Annotated in this window: 15 protein-coding genes; 6 read left to right on the top strand and 9 right to left on the bottom strand. The window is 39.4% G+C overall.

Annotated elements, in window-relative coordinates; translation table 11 throughout:
- Nucleotides 1-21 precede the first annotated feature (21 nt).
- Complete coding sequence (locus TSP02S_RS07275; protein WP_232503802.1) at nt 22-651, bottom strand: rhomboid family intramembrane serine protease; 630 nt, start codon at nt 649-651, stop codon at nt 22-24.
- A 689-nt stretch (nt 652-1,340) separates the two neighbouring features.
- Here TSP02S_RS07275 and TSP02S_RS07270 point away from each other — a divergent pair.
- From TSP02S_RS07270 to gndA, 6 genes are all read left to right on the top strand, one after another.
- Nucleotides 1,341-2,585 (top strand): ABC transporter substrate-binding protein, encoded by a 1,245-nt coding sequence (locus TSP02S_RS07270; RefSeq protein ID WP_041083066.1) that lies wholly within the window; start codon nt 1,341-1,343, stop codon nt 2,583-2,585.
- A 52-nt stretch (nt 2,586-2,637) separates the two neighbouring features.
- On the top strand, nt 2,638-3,492 hold the full coding sequence (locus TSP02S_RS07265) for a branched-chain amino acid ABC transporter permease (RefSeq protein ID WP_041083064.1): 855 nt from the start codon (nt 2,638-2,640) through the stop codon (nt 3,490-3,492).
- A 74-nt stretch (nt 3,493-3,566) separates the two neighbouring features.
- Nucleotides 3,567-4,469, top strand: a complete 903-nt coding sequence (locus tag TSP02S_RS07260; RefSeq protein WP_232503682.1) for a branched-chain amino acid ABC transporter permease — start codon at nt 3,567-3,569, stop codon at nt 4,467-4,469.
- Nucleotides 4,450-5,205 (top strand): ABC transporter ATP-binding protein, encoded by a 756-nt coding sequence (locus TSP02S_RS07255; protein WP_041083059.1) that lies wholly within the window; start codon nt 4,450-4,452, stop codon nt 5,203-5,205. Before TSP02S_RS07260 ends, TSP02S_RS07255 begins: the two co-directional genes overlap by 20 nt.
- Nucleotides 5,171-5,878, top strand: coding sequence for an ABC transporter ATP-binding protein (locus TSP02S_RS07250; RefSeq protein WP_041083058.1), 708 nt, complete (start codon nt 5,171-5,173; stop codon nt 5,876-5,878). The genes TSP02S_RS07255 and TSP02S_RS07250 overlap by 35 nt, the downstream gene beginning before the upstream one ends.
- 35 nt (nt 5,879-5,913) lie before the next feature.
- On the top strand, nt 5,914-7,320 hold the full coding sequence (gene gndA / locus TSP02S_RS07245) for an NADP-dependent phosphogluconate dehydrogenase (RefSeq protein ID WP_041083056.1): 1,407 nt from the start codon (nt 5,914-5,916) through the stop codon (nt 7,318-7,320).
- 34 nt (nt 7,321-7,354) lie between these two features.
- Here the strand turns inward: gndA and TSP02S_RS07240 are convergent, their stop codons facing one another.
- The 8 genes from TSP02S_RS07240 to TSP02S_RS07205 form a co-directional block, all read right to left on the bottom strand.
- Entirely contained in the window at nt 7,355-8,875 is a 1,521-nt protein-coding gene (locus TSP02S_RS07240; protein ID WP_041083054.1) for an FGGY-family carbohydrate kinase, read from the bottom strand.
- 18 nt (nt 8,876-8,893) lie between these two features.
- The gene (locus TSP02S_RS07235) at nt 8,894-10,318 is read right to left on the bottom strand and encodes an L-fucose/L-arabinose isomerase family protein (RefSeq protein WP_041083053.1); all 1,425 of its coding nucleotides are present in this window, start codon (nt 10,316-10,318) and stop codon (nt 8,894-8,896) included.
- A gap of 125 nt (nt 10,319-10,443) precedes the next feature.
- Nucleotides 10,444-11,886, bottom strand: coding sequence for an alpha-N-arabinofuranosidase (locus TSP02S_RS07230; protein WP_041083051.1), 1,443 nt, complete (start codon nt 11,884-11,886; stop codon nt 10,444-10,446).
- A 37-nt stretch (nt 11,887-11,923) separates the two neighbouring features.
- Nucleotides 11,924-12,889: an ABC transporter ATP-binding protein gene (locus TSP02S_RS07225; RefSeq protein WP_041083049.1), complete on the bottom strand. Its 966-nt coding sequence runs from the start codon at nt 12,887-12,889 to the stop codon at nt 11,924-11,926.
- Nucleotides 12,886-13,761, bottom strand: a complete 876-nt coding sequence (locus TSP02S_RS07220; RefSeq protein ID WP_052465375.1) for an ABC transporter permease — start codon at nt 13,759-13,761, stop codon at nt 12,886-12,888. Before TSP02S_RS07220 ends, TSP02S_RS07225 begins: the two co-directional genes overlap by 4 nt.
- Before the next feature lie 34 nt (nt 13,762-13,795).
- Entirely contained in the window at nt 13,796-14,824 is a 1,029-nt protein-coding gene (locus TSP02S_RS07215) for an ABC transporter permease (RefSeq protein WP_144380744.1), read from the bottom strand.
- Nucleotides 14,825-14,874: 50 nt separating this feature from the next.
- A complete protein-coding gene (locus TSP02S_RS07210) occupies nt 14,875-16,788 on the bottom strand; it encodes an ABC transporter substrate-binding protein (RefSeq protein WP_041083047.1) in 1,914 nt (637 codons plus the stop codon).
- 1 nt (nt 16,789) lies between these two features.
- Entirely contained in the window at nt 16,790-17,761 is a 972-nt protein-coding gene (locus TSP02S_RS07205; RefSeq protein ID WP_041083045.1) for an ABC transporter ATP-binding protein, read from the bottom strand.
- Nucleotides 17,762-18,079 lie beyond the last annotated feature (318 nt).

Below are 18,079 nucleotides of genomic sequence, written 5' to 3'. Positions count from 1 at the left end.
CTACGCTGAGCCCTTTTTCTACTATCTTGTAGAAAACCCGACCAATAAGATAAAAGAGAGTACGACAAGTCCAGCACAGACAAAAGCTATAGACTTCCACAATACATTAACTGATTTTTTCCAAAAAGCATAAGCAGGTCTGGGTGTCATTACATATCCAAGCACCATGCCCGTTATAAAACCACCTATGTGTGCAGCATTATTTATACCAGTTCCGGGAATGAAACCATAGACTATATTGAAGATTATCATCGGTAAAAGGGCATAGCCAGTGAATTGACGCATGAAGAAAGGTGTATCGCGCCTAAAACCCAGTGCAAAAAGCATACCAATAAGACCGAAGATGGATCCACTCGCACCAACAGATATGGCTCGATAATAGAGAAGATGTGTTGCAAGATTTCCAATGACACCTGTCAGAAGGTAGGCGAATACAAATTTTTCAACACCATATATTGATTCAACTATACTGCCAAAATAAAAAAGCGCATAGGAGTTAAAAAGTAGATGCAAAAAACCACCATGAACAAAAATCGCTGTGATCAATCTATACCATTCACCATTACTCACCAGGGGTCCATACTGCGCACCAAATCTAATATACAAATATGCCTGATTTCGCAGGCTTGAAAAACTCTGAACAAAAAACATCAATATCACAACGGTTATGTTTATAGCCAATATGAGATAAGTCACTTTCCATTGCTTCAAATGATACACCTCCATTTTCATTATAAACTATTCATCATTTCAATTATCTTAAAAACATGGACGAGTGATAGCAAAATTAAGTTCGAGTCTATTTTTTATCTCTATATCTTGTGATAAAAATGAAGATTAGTATAAAAAGATTGAACAACAAAAAGATTAGACCTATGGCAATATACGAAGGGGTATTTTATCCACCGGTGGATCAGCGCTGTCCATTATATAGTATACGATTTTTTGTTTGTAACAATTTCTCGTTTTTGCCTTTCTGATGATACTTTGGTATAGAAAACTCATTTTGTTTCACTATTCATCGCTGTAACAGAACTTTGTTGAGACTAACTTTTGAAAGTTAACTGTCATTGGCTTTTGAAGAGTTATTTTCATCCTACCACAAACAACAAATTAAACTGTCATTTACGAAACTATAAATGAACTCCTACTTGATTAATCTTGCTAAATGAAATTCCATGTAACTCCACGCTTTTGTTGACAATCTGCAACCTGAATGATATAATTGAAAAAGTTGAGAAAAAATTCACACAACGTAGAAAGAAAACGTTTACTAATAGTACATTGGCTTAACGTGAGGTATAAACTTCTCACACTCTTTTAAAGGAGGCGGTGTAGAAATGAAGAAGTTGTTCGTAATCCTGGGAATTTTGTTAGCCTTTGTAGTTTTCGCAGAAGAAGTCATAAAGATTGGAGCTATTTTTCCATTGACCGGACCTGCAGCCGCAACAGGTGTAAAGATCAAATATGCGATTGAGGTAGCACAAGAAATCATCAATGGTGAGCATCCAGAGATCGAGCTGTTACTTGGAAAGAGTGCAGGTCTCCCAAATCTCAACGGTGCTAAAGTTCAGTTTGTTTTCGCAGACCACCAAGCAAACCCGGAACTTGCCATGGCGGAAGCAGAAAGGTTAATTAGAAACGAAGGTGTTGTTGCATTGATAGGATGTTATCATTCATCGGCGACAAAACCCGCAAGCCAAGTTGCTGAGAAATATGGAATACCGTTCATTGCTGGTTCATCAAGTTCTGCGGCACTGACCGAAAGAGGATTACAGTGGTTCTTCAGAATAGCACCACACGATGGTATGGAAACGGTGTTTTTCTTCGAATATCTTAAATATTTGAATCAAAAATACAATGCGAATATAAAGAAGGTAGCCGTAGTCTATATAGACAACGAGTATGGAGTCCATGCAGCGCAGATGGTGAAGGAAAAGATAAAAGATTATCAAGCCGATGGTTTTAGTATTGTTGCTGATGTAAAATACCCAGCCAATGCAACTAACGTAGATATCGAAGTTCAGAAAATCAAAGGTGCAAAACCCGATGCCATATTCCATGCTTCTTACATCGGAGATATGACAATGTTCGTAAAGAAATATAAAGAATTCAATGTCGTACCGAAGGTTGTGCTTTCATACTGTGGTGGTTACCAAGATCCACAGTTTGTGATTAATCTTGGGAAAGATGCCGATTACTTCGCTGGTCCAAATGCAACAACGTCGGCTTTGTTTAAAAAGATGGCGATATTGGCAAAGATCAATGAGATGTACAAGGCAAAATCGGGAGTAGATATAGATGGACCAACATTGGAAGATTTTGCTTCGGCTATTGTTATCGCAGAAGCTATTAACTTGGCTGGATCTACTGAACCTCAAAAGATTCTGAACATCCTCAAAACAGGTACTTTCATGGCTCCTTATTTTGTCTCTGGTAGGATAAAATTTGGGCCAGATGGTCAGAATATTTACTCTGCTTCTGTTATGACTCAGATTTTAGGCGGTATCTACGAGGCAGTATGGCCTGAACAGTATCAGACCAAAGAACCTGTACCACAATTTCCAGAATGGAGTAAAAGATGAATTCAGGGGGCGTGAGCCCCCTTTAAAGATTATGGCAAAGAGGGGATGATTAATGTTTTTACAAGTTCTTTTGACAGGTGCACTCGTAGGGTCTGTTTATTCACTTGTAGCAGTGGGATTGACACTTGTATGGGGCTTGATGGACATCATAAATTTTGCCCACGGCGATATGATGATGATATCTATGTACACGGTTTTTTGGCTGTACACACTTTTGAAATTTGACCCTCTTATTTCTTTACCGATATCTGCTGGAATAACGGCCCTGTTGGGAATTTTGATCTACAAATTTGTGATCAAACGTGTGATCAATGCACCTGGTTTAATGGCGCTCTTGGCTACCTTTGGGCTGAGCCTTTTCATCAGAAACTTTGCACAATTTTTGTGGACACCAAACTATAGATTTGTTGGTGATTCAATTCTATCGGGAAAGAGAATACTTTTTGCAGATCTGATTATAGGATTACCACAGTTGATAGCAGCCTTGGGTAGTATTTTGATGACATTGCTGATAGCCCTGTTCATAAAGAAGACCAAAACAGGAAAAGCCATACAGGCAACTGCACAGAGCAGAGATATTGCGGAATTGATGGGTGTGAATACCGAAAAGGTATATGCGATAACATTTGCTCTGTCGGGAATATGTGTTGGTGTAGCTGGAACGCTTCTTTCGGGAATCTTTCCAGTGTATCCAGAATCCGGTGCCATGTATGGATTACTCGCCTTTGTGATAGTGGCACTTGGAGGTTTTGGAAATATTTGGGGAGCCTTCTATGCGGGCATTCTCATCGGTTTAACAGAAGCTCTTGGAGGTTTTTACTTAGGAACACAGTTTAAATATGCCCTTGCCTTTCTCATATACCTTTTGGTCCTTCAGTTTAGACCTAAGGGTCTATTCGGGTGGTGAATGGGATAATGAGAAATCGTATGCTTTATCTGATTTTTGTAATTATTTTAGTTCTTCCGTTTATTTTTCGCAATGTGAATTTTCAACATATTATGATAATGTTCTTGATCTTTGCCGGACTTGGAGAAGGTTGGAATATAATAACGGGTTTTGCTGGTCAGACTTCTTTTGGTCATGCAGCTTTCTTTGGGATAGGCGCATATACATCAACGATATTGTTTTACAAATTTGGCGCTTCTCCATGGATTGGAATGATCTTAGGTGCTCTATTTGCCGCATTAGTGTCTGCCATTGTTAGTTATCCTTGTTTTCGTTTGAAGGGACATTATTTTGCCATAGCAACATTAGCCGTGGCGGAGATTATAAAGCAACTTTTTGTCAGTTGGGATTATGTTGAGGGAGCAACGGGGATATCAATTCCTGTAAAACCTGATAGTTTTTGGGTCATGCAGTTTCATAAATCAAAGATACCGTATTTTTTGATCGCATATATACTATTTGCGATAAGTGTAATCATTGCGATTTTGATCGAAAGAAACAAAATCGGGTATTATCTAAAAGCGATACGCGAGAGCCATGAAGCCGCAGAAGCACTGGGAATAAATACAACACGATACAAACTCTACGCGATGATGATAAGTTCTGCTATCACAGCTTTGTTTGGAACCCTCTACGCTCAATATATTCTTTACATAGATCCATTCATGGTTTTTGGACTGGATATATCTATGAAAATTGTCTTGCTCACAGTCCTTGGAGGTCTTGGTAACATCTATGGCCCAATCATAGGAGCCGCTATTCTCATACCACTCTCTGAGTACACGCGTGCCTTTCTTGGTGGAACTGGTAAAGGTATAGATTTGATGATTTACGGTGCTTTAATTGTCATAGTTGCATGTTTTGAGCCTCGTGGTGTACTTGGTTTGTTCAAGAGATTCAAAAAGAGAGGTGCACAATATGCCAAAACCACTGCTTGAAATTCAAGGTGTGACGATGAAATTTGGCAGTCTCATTGCGAATGATAATGTTTCTTTTACAGTGAATGAAGGAGAGATAGTCAGTCTGATAGGTCCCAATGGTGCTGGAAAGACAACACTTTTTAATTGTATCAGTGGTTTCTACAAACCTTTTTCTGGAAGAGTTTTGTTTGGTGGAATAGATATAACTGGCAGAAGTACACATGAGATTACTACAATGGGTTTGACAAGAACTTTTCAGATAGTAAAGCCATTAAAGGATATGACAGTCAAAGAAAATGTTTTGACTGGGGCATTTCTTCATGCGTCCAGTAAAAAGGAAGCTGAAAGTATAGCAGATCAAGTTCTAAATATGACTCATCTTTGGGAAAAGAGGGATATGCCGGCTGGAAGTTTAACAATAGCCGACAAGAAAAGACTCGAAGTCGCAAGGGTATTGGCAACAAGACCAAAAATGATAATGCTCGATGAAGCCATGGCTGGATTGAACAAAACAGAAGTGAAGGAGGCAATGGAGCTCTGTGTGAATCTCAACAGAGATGGTATAACACTTTTGATAGTTGAGCATGTTATGGAGGCTATCATGCCCATATCGAATAGAGTCGTAGTTCTCAACGCCGGCAAGAAAATCGCCGAAGGAAGCCCAGAGGAGATAATAAATAACGATGAAGTCATAAAGGCTTATTTGGGGGAGAGATACTATGCTAAAAGTCGACAGGCTAACAGTAGGATATGACAGTGTGCCGGTTATTTTCGACGTTTCTTTTAGCGTTGAAGAAGGAGAATTAGTCTCAATAGTTGGCTCTAATGGTGCGGGTAAATCAACCATTTTGAGAACAATATCTGGTCTCTTGAAACCTTTTTCTGGCACAATTGAGTTCATGGGTAAAAGAATAGATAGACTGCCAGCTCATGAAATAGTAAAACTCGGTATAGCACATGTCCCGGAGGGTAGACATGTCTTTGGAAAAATGTCGGTGAAAGACAATCTACTGATGGGTGCATATACAATAAATGATCAAAATGAGATCCAAAAACTTCTGGATGAAATGTATGAACTATTTCCAAGATTGAAAGAGAGAGAAAATCAAAAAGCTGAGACAATGTCTGGTGGAGAACAACAAATGCTGGCTGTAGCAAGGGCTTTGATGGCAAAACCAAAATTAATCTTGGTTGACGAAATGTCCTTGGGTTTAATGCCTTTGATGGTTGACAAGGTGCTTGAAATTCTCAAAGAAGTGAACAAGAAAAAAGGTGTAACTATACTAATGGTAGAGCAAAAAGTACAAGAGGCTTTGGAAATAGCCGATAGGGGATATATACTTCAAACTGGAAAAATTGTTGCTCATGGTACTGGTAGAGAGTTACTTGAAAGTGATCTTGTGAAAAGAGCGTACCTTGGCATGTAGAATATAAAGTGAGACTGCTTTAGGAGGTGAGAAAAGTGAAAGCCAATATCGGAGTCGTTGGTCTTGCAGTGATGGGTCAAAATCTTGCTCTGAATATCGCGAGAAATGGTTATGCCGTAGCCGTTTATAACAGAACAGCTGAGAGAACCAAAAAATTTGTCGAGGAAAGAGTCAAGGGAGAAAAGATTTTCCCATCCTTTGACATTCAACATTTTGTTGATTCTATTGAAAAGCCAAGAAAGATAATTCTCATGGTAAAGGCTGGATCACCCGTTGATGAAATAATTGAAGAACTGTTGCCATATCTTGAGAAAGGTGACCTACTCATTGATGCCGGTAACTCTCATTATGCAGATACAAATGAAAGGCTCGAAAGACTCTCGCATCATGGGATTCTCTACTTGGGAATGGGTGTCTCAGGTGGAGAATATGGTGCGCTTCATGGACCATCGATAATGCCAGGAGGCAGCCTTGAGGCTTATAAAATGGTACAGGATGTCTTAACAAAAATAGCGGCAAAAACAGAGGATGGTCCCTGTTGTACTTATGTAGGAAATGGCTCAGCAGGACATTTTGTCAAGATGGTGCATAATGGAATAGAATATTCGATAATGCAGTCAATTTCTGAGATATACGATATTATGAGAAAAGTTCTGAAAATGAACAGCGCAGAAATAGGTCGTGTCTTTGAAGAATGGAATAAAGGTGAACTTGGATCGTTTCTCGTAGAAATAACCTACAAGATTATGAATTATATGGATGAGGAAACGAACAGACCTTTGGTTGAACTAATACTCGATAAGGCAGAGCAGAAAGGTACCGGTAAATGGACTGCCCAGGCAGCTCTTGATCTTGGCGTTCCAACACCATCTTTGAATGTTGCTGTCTTTGCAAGAACTATTTCTCATTTTAAGGAACAGAGAATACAGTTATCTAAGATTTTTGGAGAGAAAAAGATGGCTCATGTGGACAAATCAATTGTTAAAGATCTCGAAAAGTCATTGCTTTTTAATATGTTTCTCTCATTTTCTCAAGGTTTGTGGCTTATCCATGAGGCTTCAAATGCATACAATTACAATATAGATTTGCTCGAAGTCTTGAGAATCTGGAAAGGTGGTTGTATTATTAGGGCAAAACTCCTGGACTTTCTCAGGAATATCCTCAAAGATAATCCGCAAAATATCAACTTGCTCGCAAGTGATCTCGCAATGAATTTTGTCAAAGAAAAACTTCCATCGGTTTTGAGAGTGAGTTCAATAGCAAGAGAATCAGGTTTACCAACTCCTGTTTTGAATAATTCTATTGATTATCTATTTAGTCTTACAGAAGAAAATCTGCCTGCAAATTTAATACAAGCACAGAGAGACTTTTTTGGAGCACATACCTTTGAGCGAATTGACAAAGAAGGTACCTTCCATGTCGAATGGCAGGAGCTGGAATAAAAAATAAGGTGAGGCAACCGCCTCACCTTTAAGATCAGAGTTTTTTCATCAGAGATGAGGTGTCGTTGTACAATTCAAGAAAGATTTCATAGTACTTATCATACGTTCTCTTTGCTTCTTGATTTGGTTCAATCGCTTCTTTGAATCTAACCCAGTTTTTAATTACTTCTGGTTTACCAATAACACCGGTGCCGAGACCCGCCAGAAACGCATCACCAAAAGGAGCTTCTACCAAACTTGCCACTTGTCGCATTCTAAAACCTGTTATATCTGCAAAGATTTTCACCCAAAGATTTGATTTTGCAACCCCACCCACGATCCAACACTCATCGTTGAGCTTCAATCCTGCTTTTAGACCTTCTTCCATGTTGTGTCTCAAAGCATAAGCAGCTCCTTCCATTAAAGCTCTGTAAAGATGTGCGCGAGTGTGGAAAAGACTCAATCCAAAGACGACTCCTTTTGCAAATGGGTCCCAAATTGGTGATCTTTCACCCATGAAATATGGGAGTATGACTATACCATCACTGCCTGGTGCAATTTTTTCAGCTTCTTTGTCAAACAATTGAAATGGCGAAGTGTTTATTCTTTCTGCAACCACAGTCTCAGACTCACCAAATTGTTCTTTGAACCATTTTGCAAGTGCCCCTGTCGTTGCAGAGCCACCAAAGGTATAAATGCGCTCAGTATCGTAAACCACATATGGATAACTCACCAAATTAAATGCAAGCTTGCTCCCATCGTGTACCGTTCCCCAGCAGGTAGAAGTGCCTACCATCGCCACATGCTCTCCTTCTTCAAGAGCGCCTGCGGAAAGCTGAGCCACGGGTGCGTCGATACCACCAGCTACAATAGGTGTACCCTCCAGAAGTCCACAAAGTGGAGCTGCTTTAGCGGTAACTCTGCCAACGATGTCAGATGATTTGACGATTCGCTCTGGTAGGTATTGCTTAGGAATTCCAAGTACTTTGCACATATGGTCAGACCAGGTGAGTCTTCGAATATCAAACAGACCACCTATATTGCCTGCCGAAGAATAATCAATTGCCAATTCACCTGTCAATTGATAGATCACATAATCTTTTGGTGTGACAAATTTGTAGATCTTTTTCCAAACTTCAGGTACGTTGTTTTTTATCCACATCATCTTCGGAAATCCAAAATATGAATCAACATAATTTCCAGTTATGCCAAAGATCTCTTCCTTGGGTATGTTTTCCTTAACCCATTCAGTCTCTTTCACAGCCCTTCTATCCATCCAGATTAGACAAGGGTATAGGGCTTCCATGTTTTTATCAACAGGGATACCCGCTCCACCAAACAAACCACTGATGGCTGCTCCAGCGATTTCTTTCTTTGGCACTTTGGATTTCTCAACTACTTCCTTTATGGTTTCAAAAACCGCCTTGACCCATGGATCAGGCCATTGTTCAGCCCAATTGGGTTTGGGTTTTATAACATCATACTCTCTTGAAGCCTCGCAGATGACATTTCCGGATTCATCGACGATCACACTCTTCGTTCCTTGCGTGCCTATATCACTGCCTATCAAATACACAGCTGATACCTCCTTTGATTAGTGGCAATCACAGCAAACGGTTGTGAGTATCTCCCAGCCCATGTATTTTTCAAGTGCCTCCTTAACTGCTTCCATAACAAGGCTCTTATTCACCGCCACGTGATGTTCGAATCCATATTGCGTGATTATGCTCAAGAGTTGTCTTAAATTAGGGATGTGAGCAACTCCATATCCACCAAAAGTTTTCAGATTATCGTTGGTAAATTCTCCTTCGGCTACGACTCCTGCTATAGTTCCTTGAGTGTCGAAAGACGAGAGTCTCAAGAATGTAGCTGGTCCCTTTGCTATCTTACCAACACATGTACCATATGTGTTTTCTTTTCCAACAGTACCAGCGATAATCTGCTGATAAGACATTTCACATTTTTCAAAGAAACAAATTGGGAGATTACTACAATGAAACATGATGGCTTTTTCAGGATCATTTCCAAAGTTGTTGTTCCAGTCCATCAAAGCAGAAGGAGTACCAGATGCAAGTTGCAAGATGTACATAGACAAAGCACCCATGATATCCATCTCACAAGCACTTGGAATGAGTGATTGAGAAAACATGCTCATCACTGCACATGGTACAATACCGTAAATTTCCTCCAAAGCTGTCCAACATTGGAAGGCAAGGGCTTTTATCTTGTTTTGTTCTATCCACTCTCTCATCGTAGCAGCCAACCGTGCCATTTTATCTAAAGCCTCTGAAGGAACTCTCTTGGGTTTAAATGTATCTTTCAATCTCTGCAGCTCTTGAACGACTTCATTTGCCTTTGAATCGAAACTTTTTGCACGCGCTATGATCTCAGAAAGATCGATTGTCTCGACACTTATGCCATATTGTTCTAAAATTTTTTCACTAAACCTCACTGTATTGAAAGCCGCAGGCCTGGCTCCGATCGCCCCTATTCTGAGATTCTTCAATCCTTTGACTATTTTGCACACCGCAAGAAAACGTTCCAAATCTTTTTTGAATTCGGCACTCTCTGGATCTTCAACATGCAAAGTTGTATCTGAAAACTTGATACCATACTGAACAAGGTTGTTGCACAAAGAGATCTTTCCGCAGAATGAATCTCTTCTGTTTTTGACATCGAGTTTTTCCAATTCATCTGGAAAACCATGAACCAAAACGGGTACATTCAACCCAGAAAATCTCAATGCTGCCGCGGCAGAACGTTCATCACCGAAGTTTGGAAGCGTCACGATGATACCATCGATTTCATCGGCGTTATCTTTAAACAACTTTGCACACTTTTCCGCATCTTCGAGATTCTCCACAGCTCCGTATTTGGTTTGCTCAGGTGATAGTGTCACTACTGTTACACCATTTTTCTCAAGTACGGTGAGTATTCTTTTGCGCCCTTCTTCCACCAATGAACCAGGGAAAAAGCCTCTGTTACCAACTATCAAGCCGATTGTCATTTGTTTCTCCATAGTTATTCCCTCCTAAGAATTTGTTTGTATTTATTTTACGACTCTTTTATTTATTATAAGCATTACCAAATGTGTCAATATCAAAAACTCAAATGTTGTACACTTTGCTCATTTTTTCATAACAACTATTCAAGTTGTATCTCTAATGTTGTACAAGAAGAAGCGTCTAATTTTAATTTGAATTCTGTATCGACATTAATCGATCGACTGGTAATATCAACCACATTTGGTTTTGCCAGAGTATTTTGTGCGTTTACATCTGGTCCAGTGAGAACATAAAGTGTTCCGATTTTCTTGCCCATTCCTTCTATTCTAACATTTATCATGAGTTCTTCTTTCTTATAATTGACAGTTGAAATGTACAATTTCTTTCCATCTTGAGAAATGGTCGCAGCACCATCAATGTAGGGAACCTCTGACAATGAAAACGGTGTCTTGTTGAAAAACATCTTGCCATCGATATCATATCTCTCCGTCTCGATATTCGTTTCCACGAGTTTTTCACCAGAGTGATTCACAATGAGTTCGAAAGCCTTATAAACCGGTGTGAGATAAAGCCCATTTTTCTCAGTGTGGATTGCTCCAAGTGCATTGACTAATTGTGCGAGGTTTGCTATCGGTACAATATCACTCATCTTCTGAAGAAGAATCAAGACACCACAAGCAAATATCCCATCTTTCAAAGTGTATGGTTCTTCCAATTTGTTGTCCATTACCCTATGCCATACATTCCATTCATCCAGAACTATTTTGACATTCCTTTTGCAAACCATATCAATCAATTTCTTGACACCGATAAGTCTTTCTTTGAGCAGATAGACAGTAGATACCGTTTCATAATAATCTTCAGAGCCCGTGTAGAAATGATATGAGATGTAATCCGTTATGTCACCAGTTGCTTTGAGAATCTTCACATTCCAATCTGCATCATCACAACCGATTACCACAGTTTCTATGGAAGGATCGAAAACTTTCATCCATTTTACGTATTCTCTTGCATTCTTTGCGTATTCTTCGGCGGTCATGTGACCAACTTGCCATTCCCCATACATTTCATTTCCTATACCCCAGAATTTCACATGGTATGGCTCCGGATGACCGTAATTTCTTCTCAACTTGGCAAAATAGGTATTTCCATTCCCATTACAATATTCCAACCAATGCAATGCCTCATCGAGATTACCTGTACCCATATTCAAGCATATATATGGTTCAGCTCCTATTTCCCTACAATATTCAATGAATTCATCTGTACCGAATCTATTGGATTCCTCCTGTTGCCAAGCAAGGTCAAATCTGGCAGGTCTTTGATCTTTGGGACCTATTCCATCTTGCCAGTGATAATTGGACACAAAGTTACCACCCGGCCATCTGAGAACAGGGACTCTGATCTTTTTTATAGCACTGAGTACATCTTTTCTGAAACCTCTTTCATCAGAGAGAGGAGAATCCTCTTCGTATAAACCACCATAAACACACCTTCCAAGATGTTCTGTGAAATGTCCATAGATATACTTACTGACTTGCTTCAAAATCTTTTTTGGATTAACATGGATACTGAACGTCATGACAACTCACCCCTTTCTGAGTTAAACTCAAATATCGTTACTTGTACAACCAGCAGGCAACTTCATGTCTACCAGAACCAACTTTGATCATGTTGGGCTTTGAATTCTCACACGAGTCGCCTTTGTAGGGACATCTTGAGTGGAATCTACAACCTGATGGAGGATTGACCAAACTGACTACTGCTCCAGGTATAGGTTTTTTTTCGCTCTTGTCGCCTATCCTTGGAATTGAAGAAAGCAGAAATTTCGTATACGGATGCAGAGGGTTAGAAAATACTTCATCCACAAGACCATATTCCACAATACATCCGCAATACATTACAGCCACAACATTTGCCAAACCTGGTATCAAAGATATATCATGAGTAATAAACACAAAACTGATTTGTTTTGATTTATGAAGAAAACTGAGAAGTCCGAGAATGTCGCGTTGAGTGACAACATCAAGAGCAGATGTAGGTTCATCGGCGATTATTATCTGAGGGCTCAAAAAAGTTGCCAATGCCATTACAACTCTCTGCTTCATACCACCCGAAAGTTCAAAAGGATACATTTGAAGAACTTGACCAGATAAATTAACTAACCCTATATGTTTTTCTATTTCCTCGATTTCAAATGGTATATCATGCGATGATAAAAGATCACGAAAGATTTGACCCACTTTTCTTATAGGATTTAAAGCACTCAGCGAGCCCTGAGGAATGTAAGAAATCTTTTTCCACCACATTTTTGGAAGAGTATTACGAGTGGGAGAAATCTCATATTCGCAATCCTCATAGTTATAACGCACATTCCCGGCAACTATCGATAACGCCGGATCCAACGCGCCATATAACACCTTAGCGAGAGTCGTTTTACCGCATCCAGATTCACCTACTATAGCCAGAAAGTCATATTCTTCTATGTTCAAAGACACACCATCCACAGCTTTGATATTTTTAAGGGATCCATTTTGCTCGATTACATAATATGCTTTTAAGTCATTTACCTGTACACGAGTCATCGGCTGACCTCCCCGGCACCAACCGCCCTCAAACGTGGATTGATGAAAGACGTTATACTGGTGAAAAGAAGGTACAAAGAGGTGAATAGCAAAACTATAAAAACGATTGGAAATAGTATCCACCACCATGCACCAGTAACCATCGCCTGTTGTTGTATAGCCCAGTAAGTTACAGTCCCCATCGTTGGAATATCTAAAGGAGCTAATCCTAAGATAGATAGGGTTATTTCTAAACCCAAAGACCAAAGCATGTTGTTAATTGTAGTTGCAAGTATGATTGGAAGTATGTGAGGAAAATATTCCGAGAAAATCAGACCAAAAATGCTCCTACCAGAAAACACCGCAGTAACCGTGTATTTTTGCTCTCTTAAACTCAATACTTGAGATCTTATGAGCCTTGCATCCCATGGCCAGCCAAACAATGCTAAAACAATTGCCAAAGTAGAAAAGCTCATACTGCGTGCAATTAAGCGCAAAAAAACCAATATTGGAAAAATTGGCAAAACAACAAATGTGTCACACAACAACATCAATATGTTGTCAACCACATTTCCGCCTTTATATCCAGCTATAACACCTATGATTATCGCCAGTACACGGGATAAAAGGGCAACCTCCAGACCAAATACCAATGAATTCCCCAAGGCAAAGGTGAGTAACCAAAATAAGTCTTGACCTCTGCCGTTAGTACCAAAAAGATGTTTCAAAGAAGGTGGACGGCAGATGGGAGCATAATAGCTTGAGCGGGGATCATATGGTGAAAAAAACGATAACACCACAAAAATCAGCAAAAATGCGAAAATGATTATACCAAATTTAAATCTCCTATCATTTTTGAACATCTTCTTGACAACACCGATGAATGAATTCATCTCTCTTGTTCTCCTTCCCGTTAATCATGTGTTTTTATCCAGATACATATTGAATCCTGGGATCTATAAAAGGCAGCAAAAGATCCACAAATAAAGTTGCAAATGCCACAGCCACTATTGAAAATAGTGTTGTTCCCATGACCAAATTGTAGTCAGATTGCATTATAGCTGTATAAATTAAAGTCCCTAAACCGGGATAATTGAATACGATTTCTGTTATTATCGTGCCATTGAAGATAAACCCAAGTTGTAAAGCAAGACCAGTTAATTGTGCGGGCATTGCAAGTCTTATGACATAACTTTTAAGTATAATTGAGTCTTTCAGTCCCATTTGATGTGCAAAAGTTACAAAGTACTCACCTGTGATATTCGATACAAGGTTACGCATATTCAAAAACCATGCACCTATACCGATTATTATCAACGAGAGTGCTGGTAAAAAACCGTATCTTATGACGCTCTTGACAAAAGCCCAATTCAAAGTCGGCGTCAATCCGATTTGGTATGCACCACCAGTTGGGAACCAATGTAGTACATAGGCAAACAGTATGAGCAAAAGTAAAGCAAGGATATAATATGGGACAGGTCTCACGGCATTTGAAACAATTTCAAGAATTCTTACCCACAATCCCTTATTCCTGTAACCGGCAATCCCTCCAAGAATCGTTCCGCAAACCCAAGATATCAACGCTGTCAAAGCAAGTAAACCAACAGTCCACGGGAGGGATCGAGCTATAAGCGTTATAACAGGTGTTGGAAAAGAGGCAAATGAAGGCCCTAAATTTCCTTTTAATAATTCTCTCCAGAATGTTATATATTGCCTGAAGATGGAGCCTTCCAAACCATAAAGTTTCAGTAAGGCTTGTCTCATTTTTTCGATACTATCTGCTGGTAGATAAGCACCTGCCATTTGCAATCGCCTGATTGCCATTTCTGCAGGATTTGCACCTGGAACGAGTCGTGGGATCAAGAAGATAATCGAAACACCTATGAAGATCACAAGCAAACTTATTGATAATCTTGTTATGAAATATTTCAGTATGAATTTCAAAAAATCTTTCACACGATCTCCTCCCGTGGACTTCTAACAAGTTATCTAATTAAAACCTGTAACTATTTCCTTCCCGTTGGCTGCAATTTTATAAACATGAATCTCGTATTTCCCCAGTTTGGTACTGGATCTGTGTAAGGATCCTCTGCTGTTGGATAACCAGTCCAGTAATATCCGTCACAAACTGTGAATACGTTATAAGAGAAGACAGGAATTATGGGCATATCTTCTACACAAGTCTTCACATATTCCAAACCCAGATCGATCATTTTATCTGTGTCTTTAAAGAAGTCGGTTTGTCTCAACGAATCTATAATTTTGTCAATTTTATCACTCTTGTATCTCATGGGGTTCTTGGCTACGACAGTCTGACCAGTTGGTCTATAATAATCGGAATGCCAAGACTCTAAGAACCAGAATAAATCAGGATGACCACCCCATGTTTCGATACACCATGCCCAATATATGGTATCTTTGTCTTCTCCATAATTCATCCTTGTCCACAACATGGATGGTTCTACGGCTTCTATTTGAGCATCTATGCCAAATTTGCGCCATTGTTCAGCAACTGCTGCTGCTGCTCTTGTCATAACAGATCTCGTCGCAGCCTCACAGAGTATAGAGATCTTCCAAGGTTTACCATCAGGTAATAACCACTTTCCCTTTTCTTTTTTGAACCCTACGCTCTTTAAAAGTTTTTCAGCTACATCAGGTGAATATTTCCACCATCCATATCCAACCATTTTCCTGATTTCTGAGGGATCTTCTGGAACTTTATAGCCATAGGCATACTTAACGGCATCGGCTATCTTCGTAGGTATAGTCGGATCATATGGTTTGAATGTCTCAGATCCTACCTTAATTGTGAAATCTTTCAACCATGGTTCTATCTTGTCGAAGTACCATTCTGGATCCTTACCTGTTGGTGGAACATGGATTGGTGATATAGTTGCGCATCCGTTGTATGATTGCAATACGACTTGAACAATATCAATGGCAAGTGTGAGAGCCCAGCGGACTTCTTTCAAATTGTATGGGAACTGCTCATGATTCATAATCAAAGATGGTAGTGTTGGGTCTGGATGTGCCCATGGCCAACCATCAAACCAAGTGACGCAATATGGATTGTTTTGATGAAGGGTTATCGCTCCTTCCGGTGGTAAATCATGGATTATATCGAGTTCATGAGCCATCTGATCCATAACCTTTTTCTCAGGAGAAGCTATTCCTTTGTACAGAACGTATTTTGGACCAGGTTTCTTTCCAAATACCACACCAAGATCTGACCTTTCCCAATCTTGTCTCAATTCCCACAGGAACCAGTAACCATTCGGATCGTATGATTTCAAAACATATGGACCAGTTCCTACCGGTGGGTAGAAATCAAAGGCGACAGGATCTTGGACTTTTTCAAAGATGTGTTTGGGCATGATATAGCACGCAGACCATCTCACAGTAAAAATTGTGTGAAATCTTCCATTTGACTTTACGAGCTTGAATAAGACTGTGTAGTCATCGATCTTTTTCACTTCTTGGACATTGACCTGCATATATGCTCCCCAAGTCATTTCGGGATGATTTTTCAGTGTTTCGACTGTGAATATTAAATCGTCTGCAGTGAACGGTACACCATCGCTCCAATAAATCCCTTTTCTCAATTTCACAGTCATCTCTGTTTTGTTATCGTTGTACACAGGTGCGTCGGCTGCCAAAAGATTGATCCATGTGTTTCCTTCAATTCCAGCATCTGGATCTATGTACCATAGTGCTCCTAAACACAACTGCTGGATACCTGTTGACCAGCTTGAAACGCCGCCTCCCCAGAGATTGAATCTTGTAGGATTCAGAGAACGACCCGATGGATCTTCAATGATGATAACCTCATTTCTAGGAATTCCAGGAAGAACTTCTTGTGCAAAACTGATTATCCCCGCGATTGCCAGAACAACCACAACTACCCACTTGATGTACCTCACACTACACCCCTCCCTTTTGATAAAGCCAACACCTGACTACCGTGTTGTCGACGGTAAAGTTAGGTGGGGCTTTTTTGTCACATATATCTTTCTTTTGAGGACATCTAAGAATGAACTTACAGAGTTGTTCTGAATATTCTCGTGGAGATTCAACACTTCGATTAACCAATTTATATGTTTTTTTCTCTTTATCCAGCAAATCTGGCACTGATTCTTTCAGTAATTGTGTATAAGGATGCAACGGAGTCATTAGGAGCTTCTCTGCTGGTCCTGCCTCCACAATGTTTCCTTTTAGAATAACTGCGATGTAGTCACTTATGTAATACGCCGTAGCAAGGTCGTGAGTTATATAGAAAACATGGAGAAGTTTCTCATCGCGTAATTTTCTGAATAGATTCAAGATCGATATTCTTAAAGAAACGTCCAGCATTGAAACAGGCTCATCGGCTACAAGAATCTTTGGATTTACAAGAAGAGACCTGGCTATGGACAATCTTTGTAACTGTCCACCAGAGAGTTCATGTGGATATCTTCCCTTAATATCCTCAATAGTCAATCCAACTGCATTCAAAGATTTCTCAAACAAGGAAAGACCTTTGACTTTATTTTTGGAATTTATCATCTTTTTCAACATTATCTGAAAATAAGTCTCCAGTTTTTTTAAAGGATTGAACGTCTCGAAGGGATCTTGAAAAACAGGTTGAATCTGTTTTATGAATTCTGATTTGGGATAATTCTCTATGTTCTTACCCATGAACCAGATTGTACCCTTCGTTGGCTTAATAGTCCTCAACAAAAGATTTGCTATTGTGGTCTTCCCACTACCGCTCTCTCCGACCAAAGTGAAAACAATAGGATCATTTTCTATTTTGAAATTTGCATCCCAAACAGCGTGTATCTTATTTCTTGAAAAAAAATGTCCCAGGCGAAAAGTTTTATGCACACCTTCAAAGCGAAGTAAAACATTGTCCACTGTTGAATGCCCCCCATTTGTAACATACGTACTATATTCCCAATAACAAAAAATCTACTTCTAATAGGAAAAGATTTGAATATTCAGATAACTCAAAAATATTTCTTTTGTACATACATATACACACTATTATCATTATACTAATTGATCAACCCAGTCAAGTCCAATGAAAAGTCATAAATCACAGTTAATAGAATGTAGATACATAAAACCACAAAATGCTCATATCTTCTTTCATTTTCTCTGTTTTTCTCGTTATTTTATATCAGGTTAACAAATCTATCAGAAATGACAATCTCTTCAGATTGACATGTTATT

The sequence above is a fragment of the Thermotoga profunda AZM34c06 genome (assembly GCF_000828675.1).
GTDB lineage: Bacteria > Thermotogota > Thermotogae > Thermotogales > DSM-5069 > Pseudothermotoga_B > Pseudothermotoga_B profunda.
Note: the sequence above shows the minus strand (reverse complement) of the source record. Positions and strands in the feature narration are given on the sequence as shown.

Coding starts and splice junctions, on each gene's coding strand:
- TSP02S_RS07275 (WP_232503802.1), bottom strand. CDS start 651: ATGTTTTTTGTTCAGAGTTTTTCAAGCCTGCGAAATCAGGCATATTTG.
- TSP02S_RS07270 (WP_041083066.1), top strand. CDS start 1,341: ATGAAGAAGTTGTTCGTAATCCTGGGAATTTTGTTAGCCTTTGTAGTT.
- TSP02S_RS07265 (WP_041083064.1), top strand. CDS start 2,638: ATGTTTTTACAAGTTCTTTTGACAGGTGCACTCGTAGGGTCTGTTTAT.
- TSP02S_RS07255 (WP_041083059.1), top strand. CDS start 4,450: ATGCCAAAACCACTGCTTGAAATTCAAGGTGTGACGATGAAATTTGGC.
- TSP02S_RS07250 (WP_041083058.1), top strand. CDS start 5,171: ATGCTAAAAGTCGACAGGCTAACAGTAGGATATGACAGTGTGCCGGTT.
- TSP02S_RS07235 (WP_041083053.1), bottom strand. CDS start 10,318: ATGGAGAAACAAATGACAATCGGCTTGATAGTTGGTAACAGAGGCTTT.
- TSP02S_RS07230 (WP_041083051.1), bottom strand. CDS start 11,886: ATGACGTTCAGTATCCATGTTAATCCAAAAAAGATTTTGAAGCAAGTC.
- TSP02S_RS07225 (WP_041083049.1), bottom strand. CDS start 12,889: ATGACTCGTGTACAGGTAAATGACTTAAAAGCATATTATGTAATCGAG.
- TSP02S_RS07220 (WP_052465375.1), bottom strand. CDS start 13,761: ATGAATTCATTCATCGGTGTTGTCAAGAAGATGTTCAAAAATGATAGG.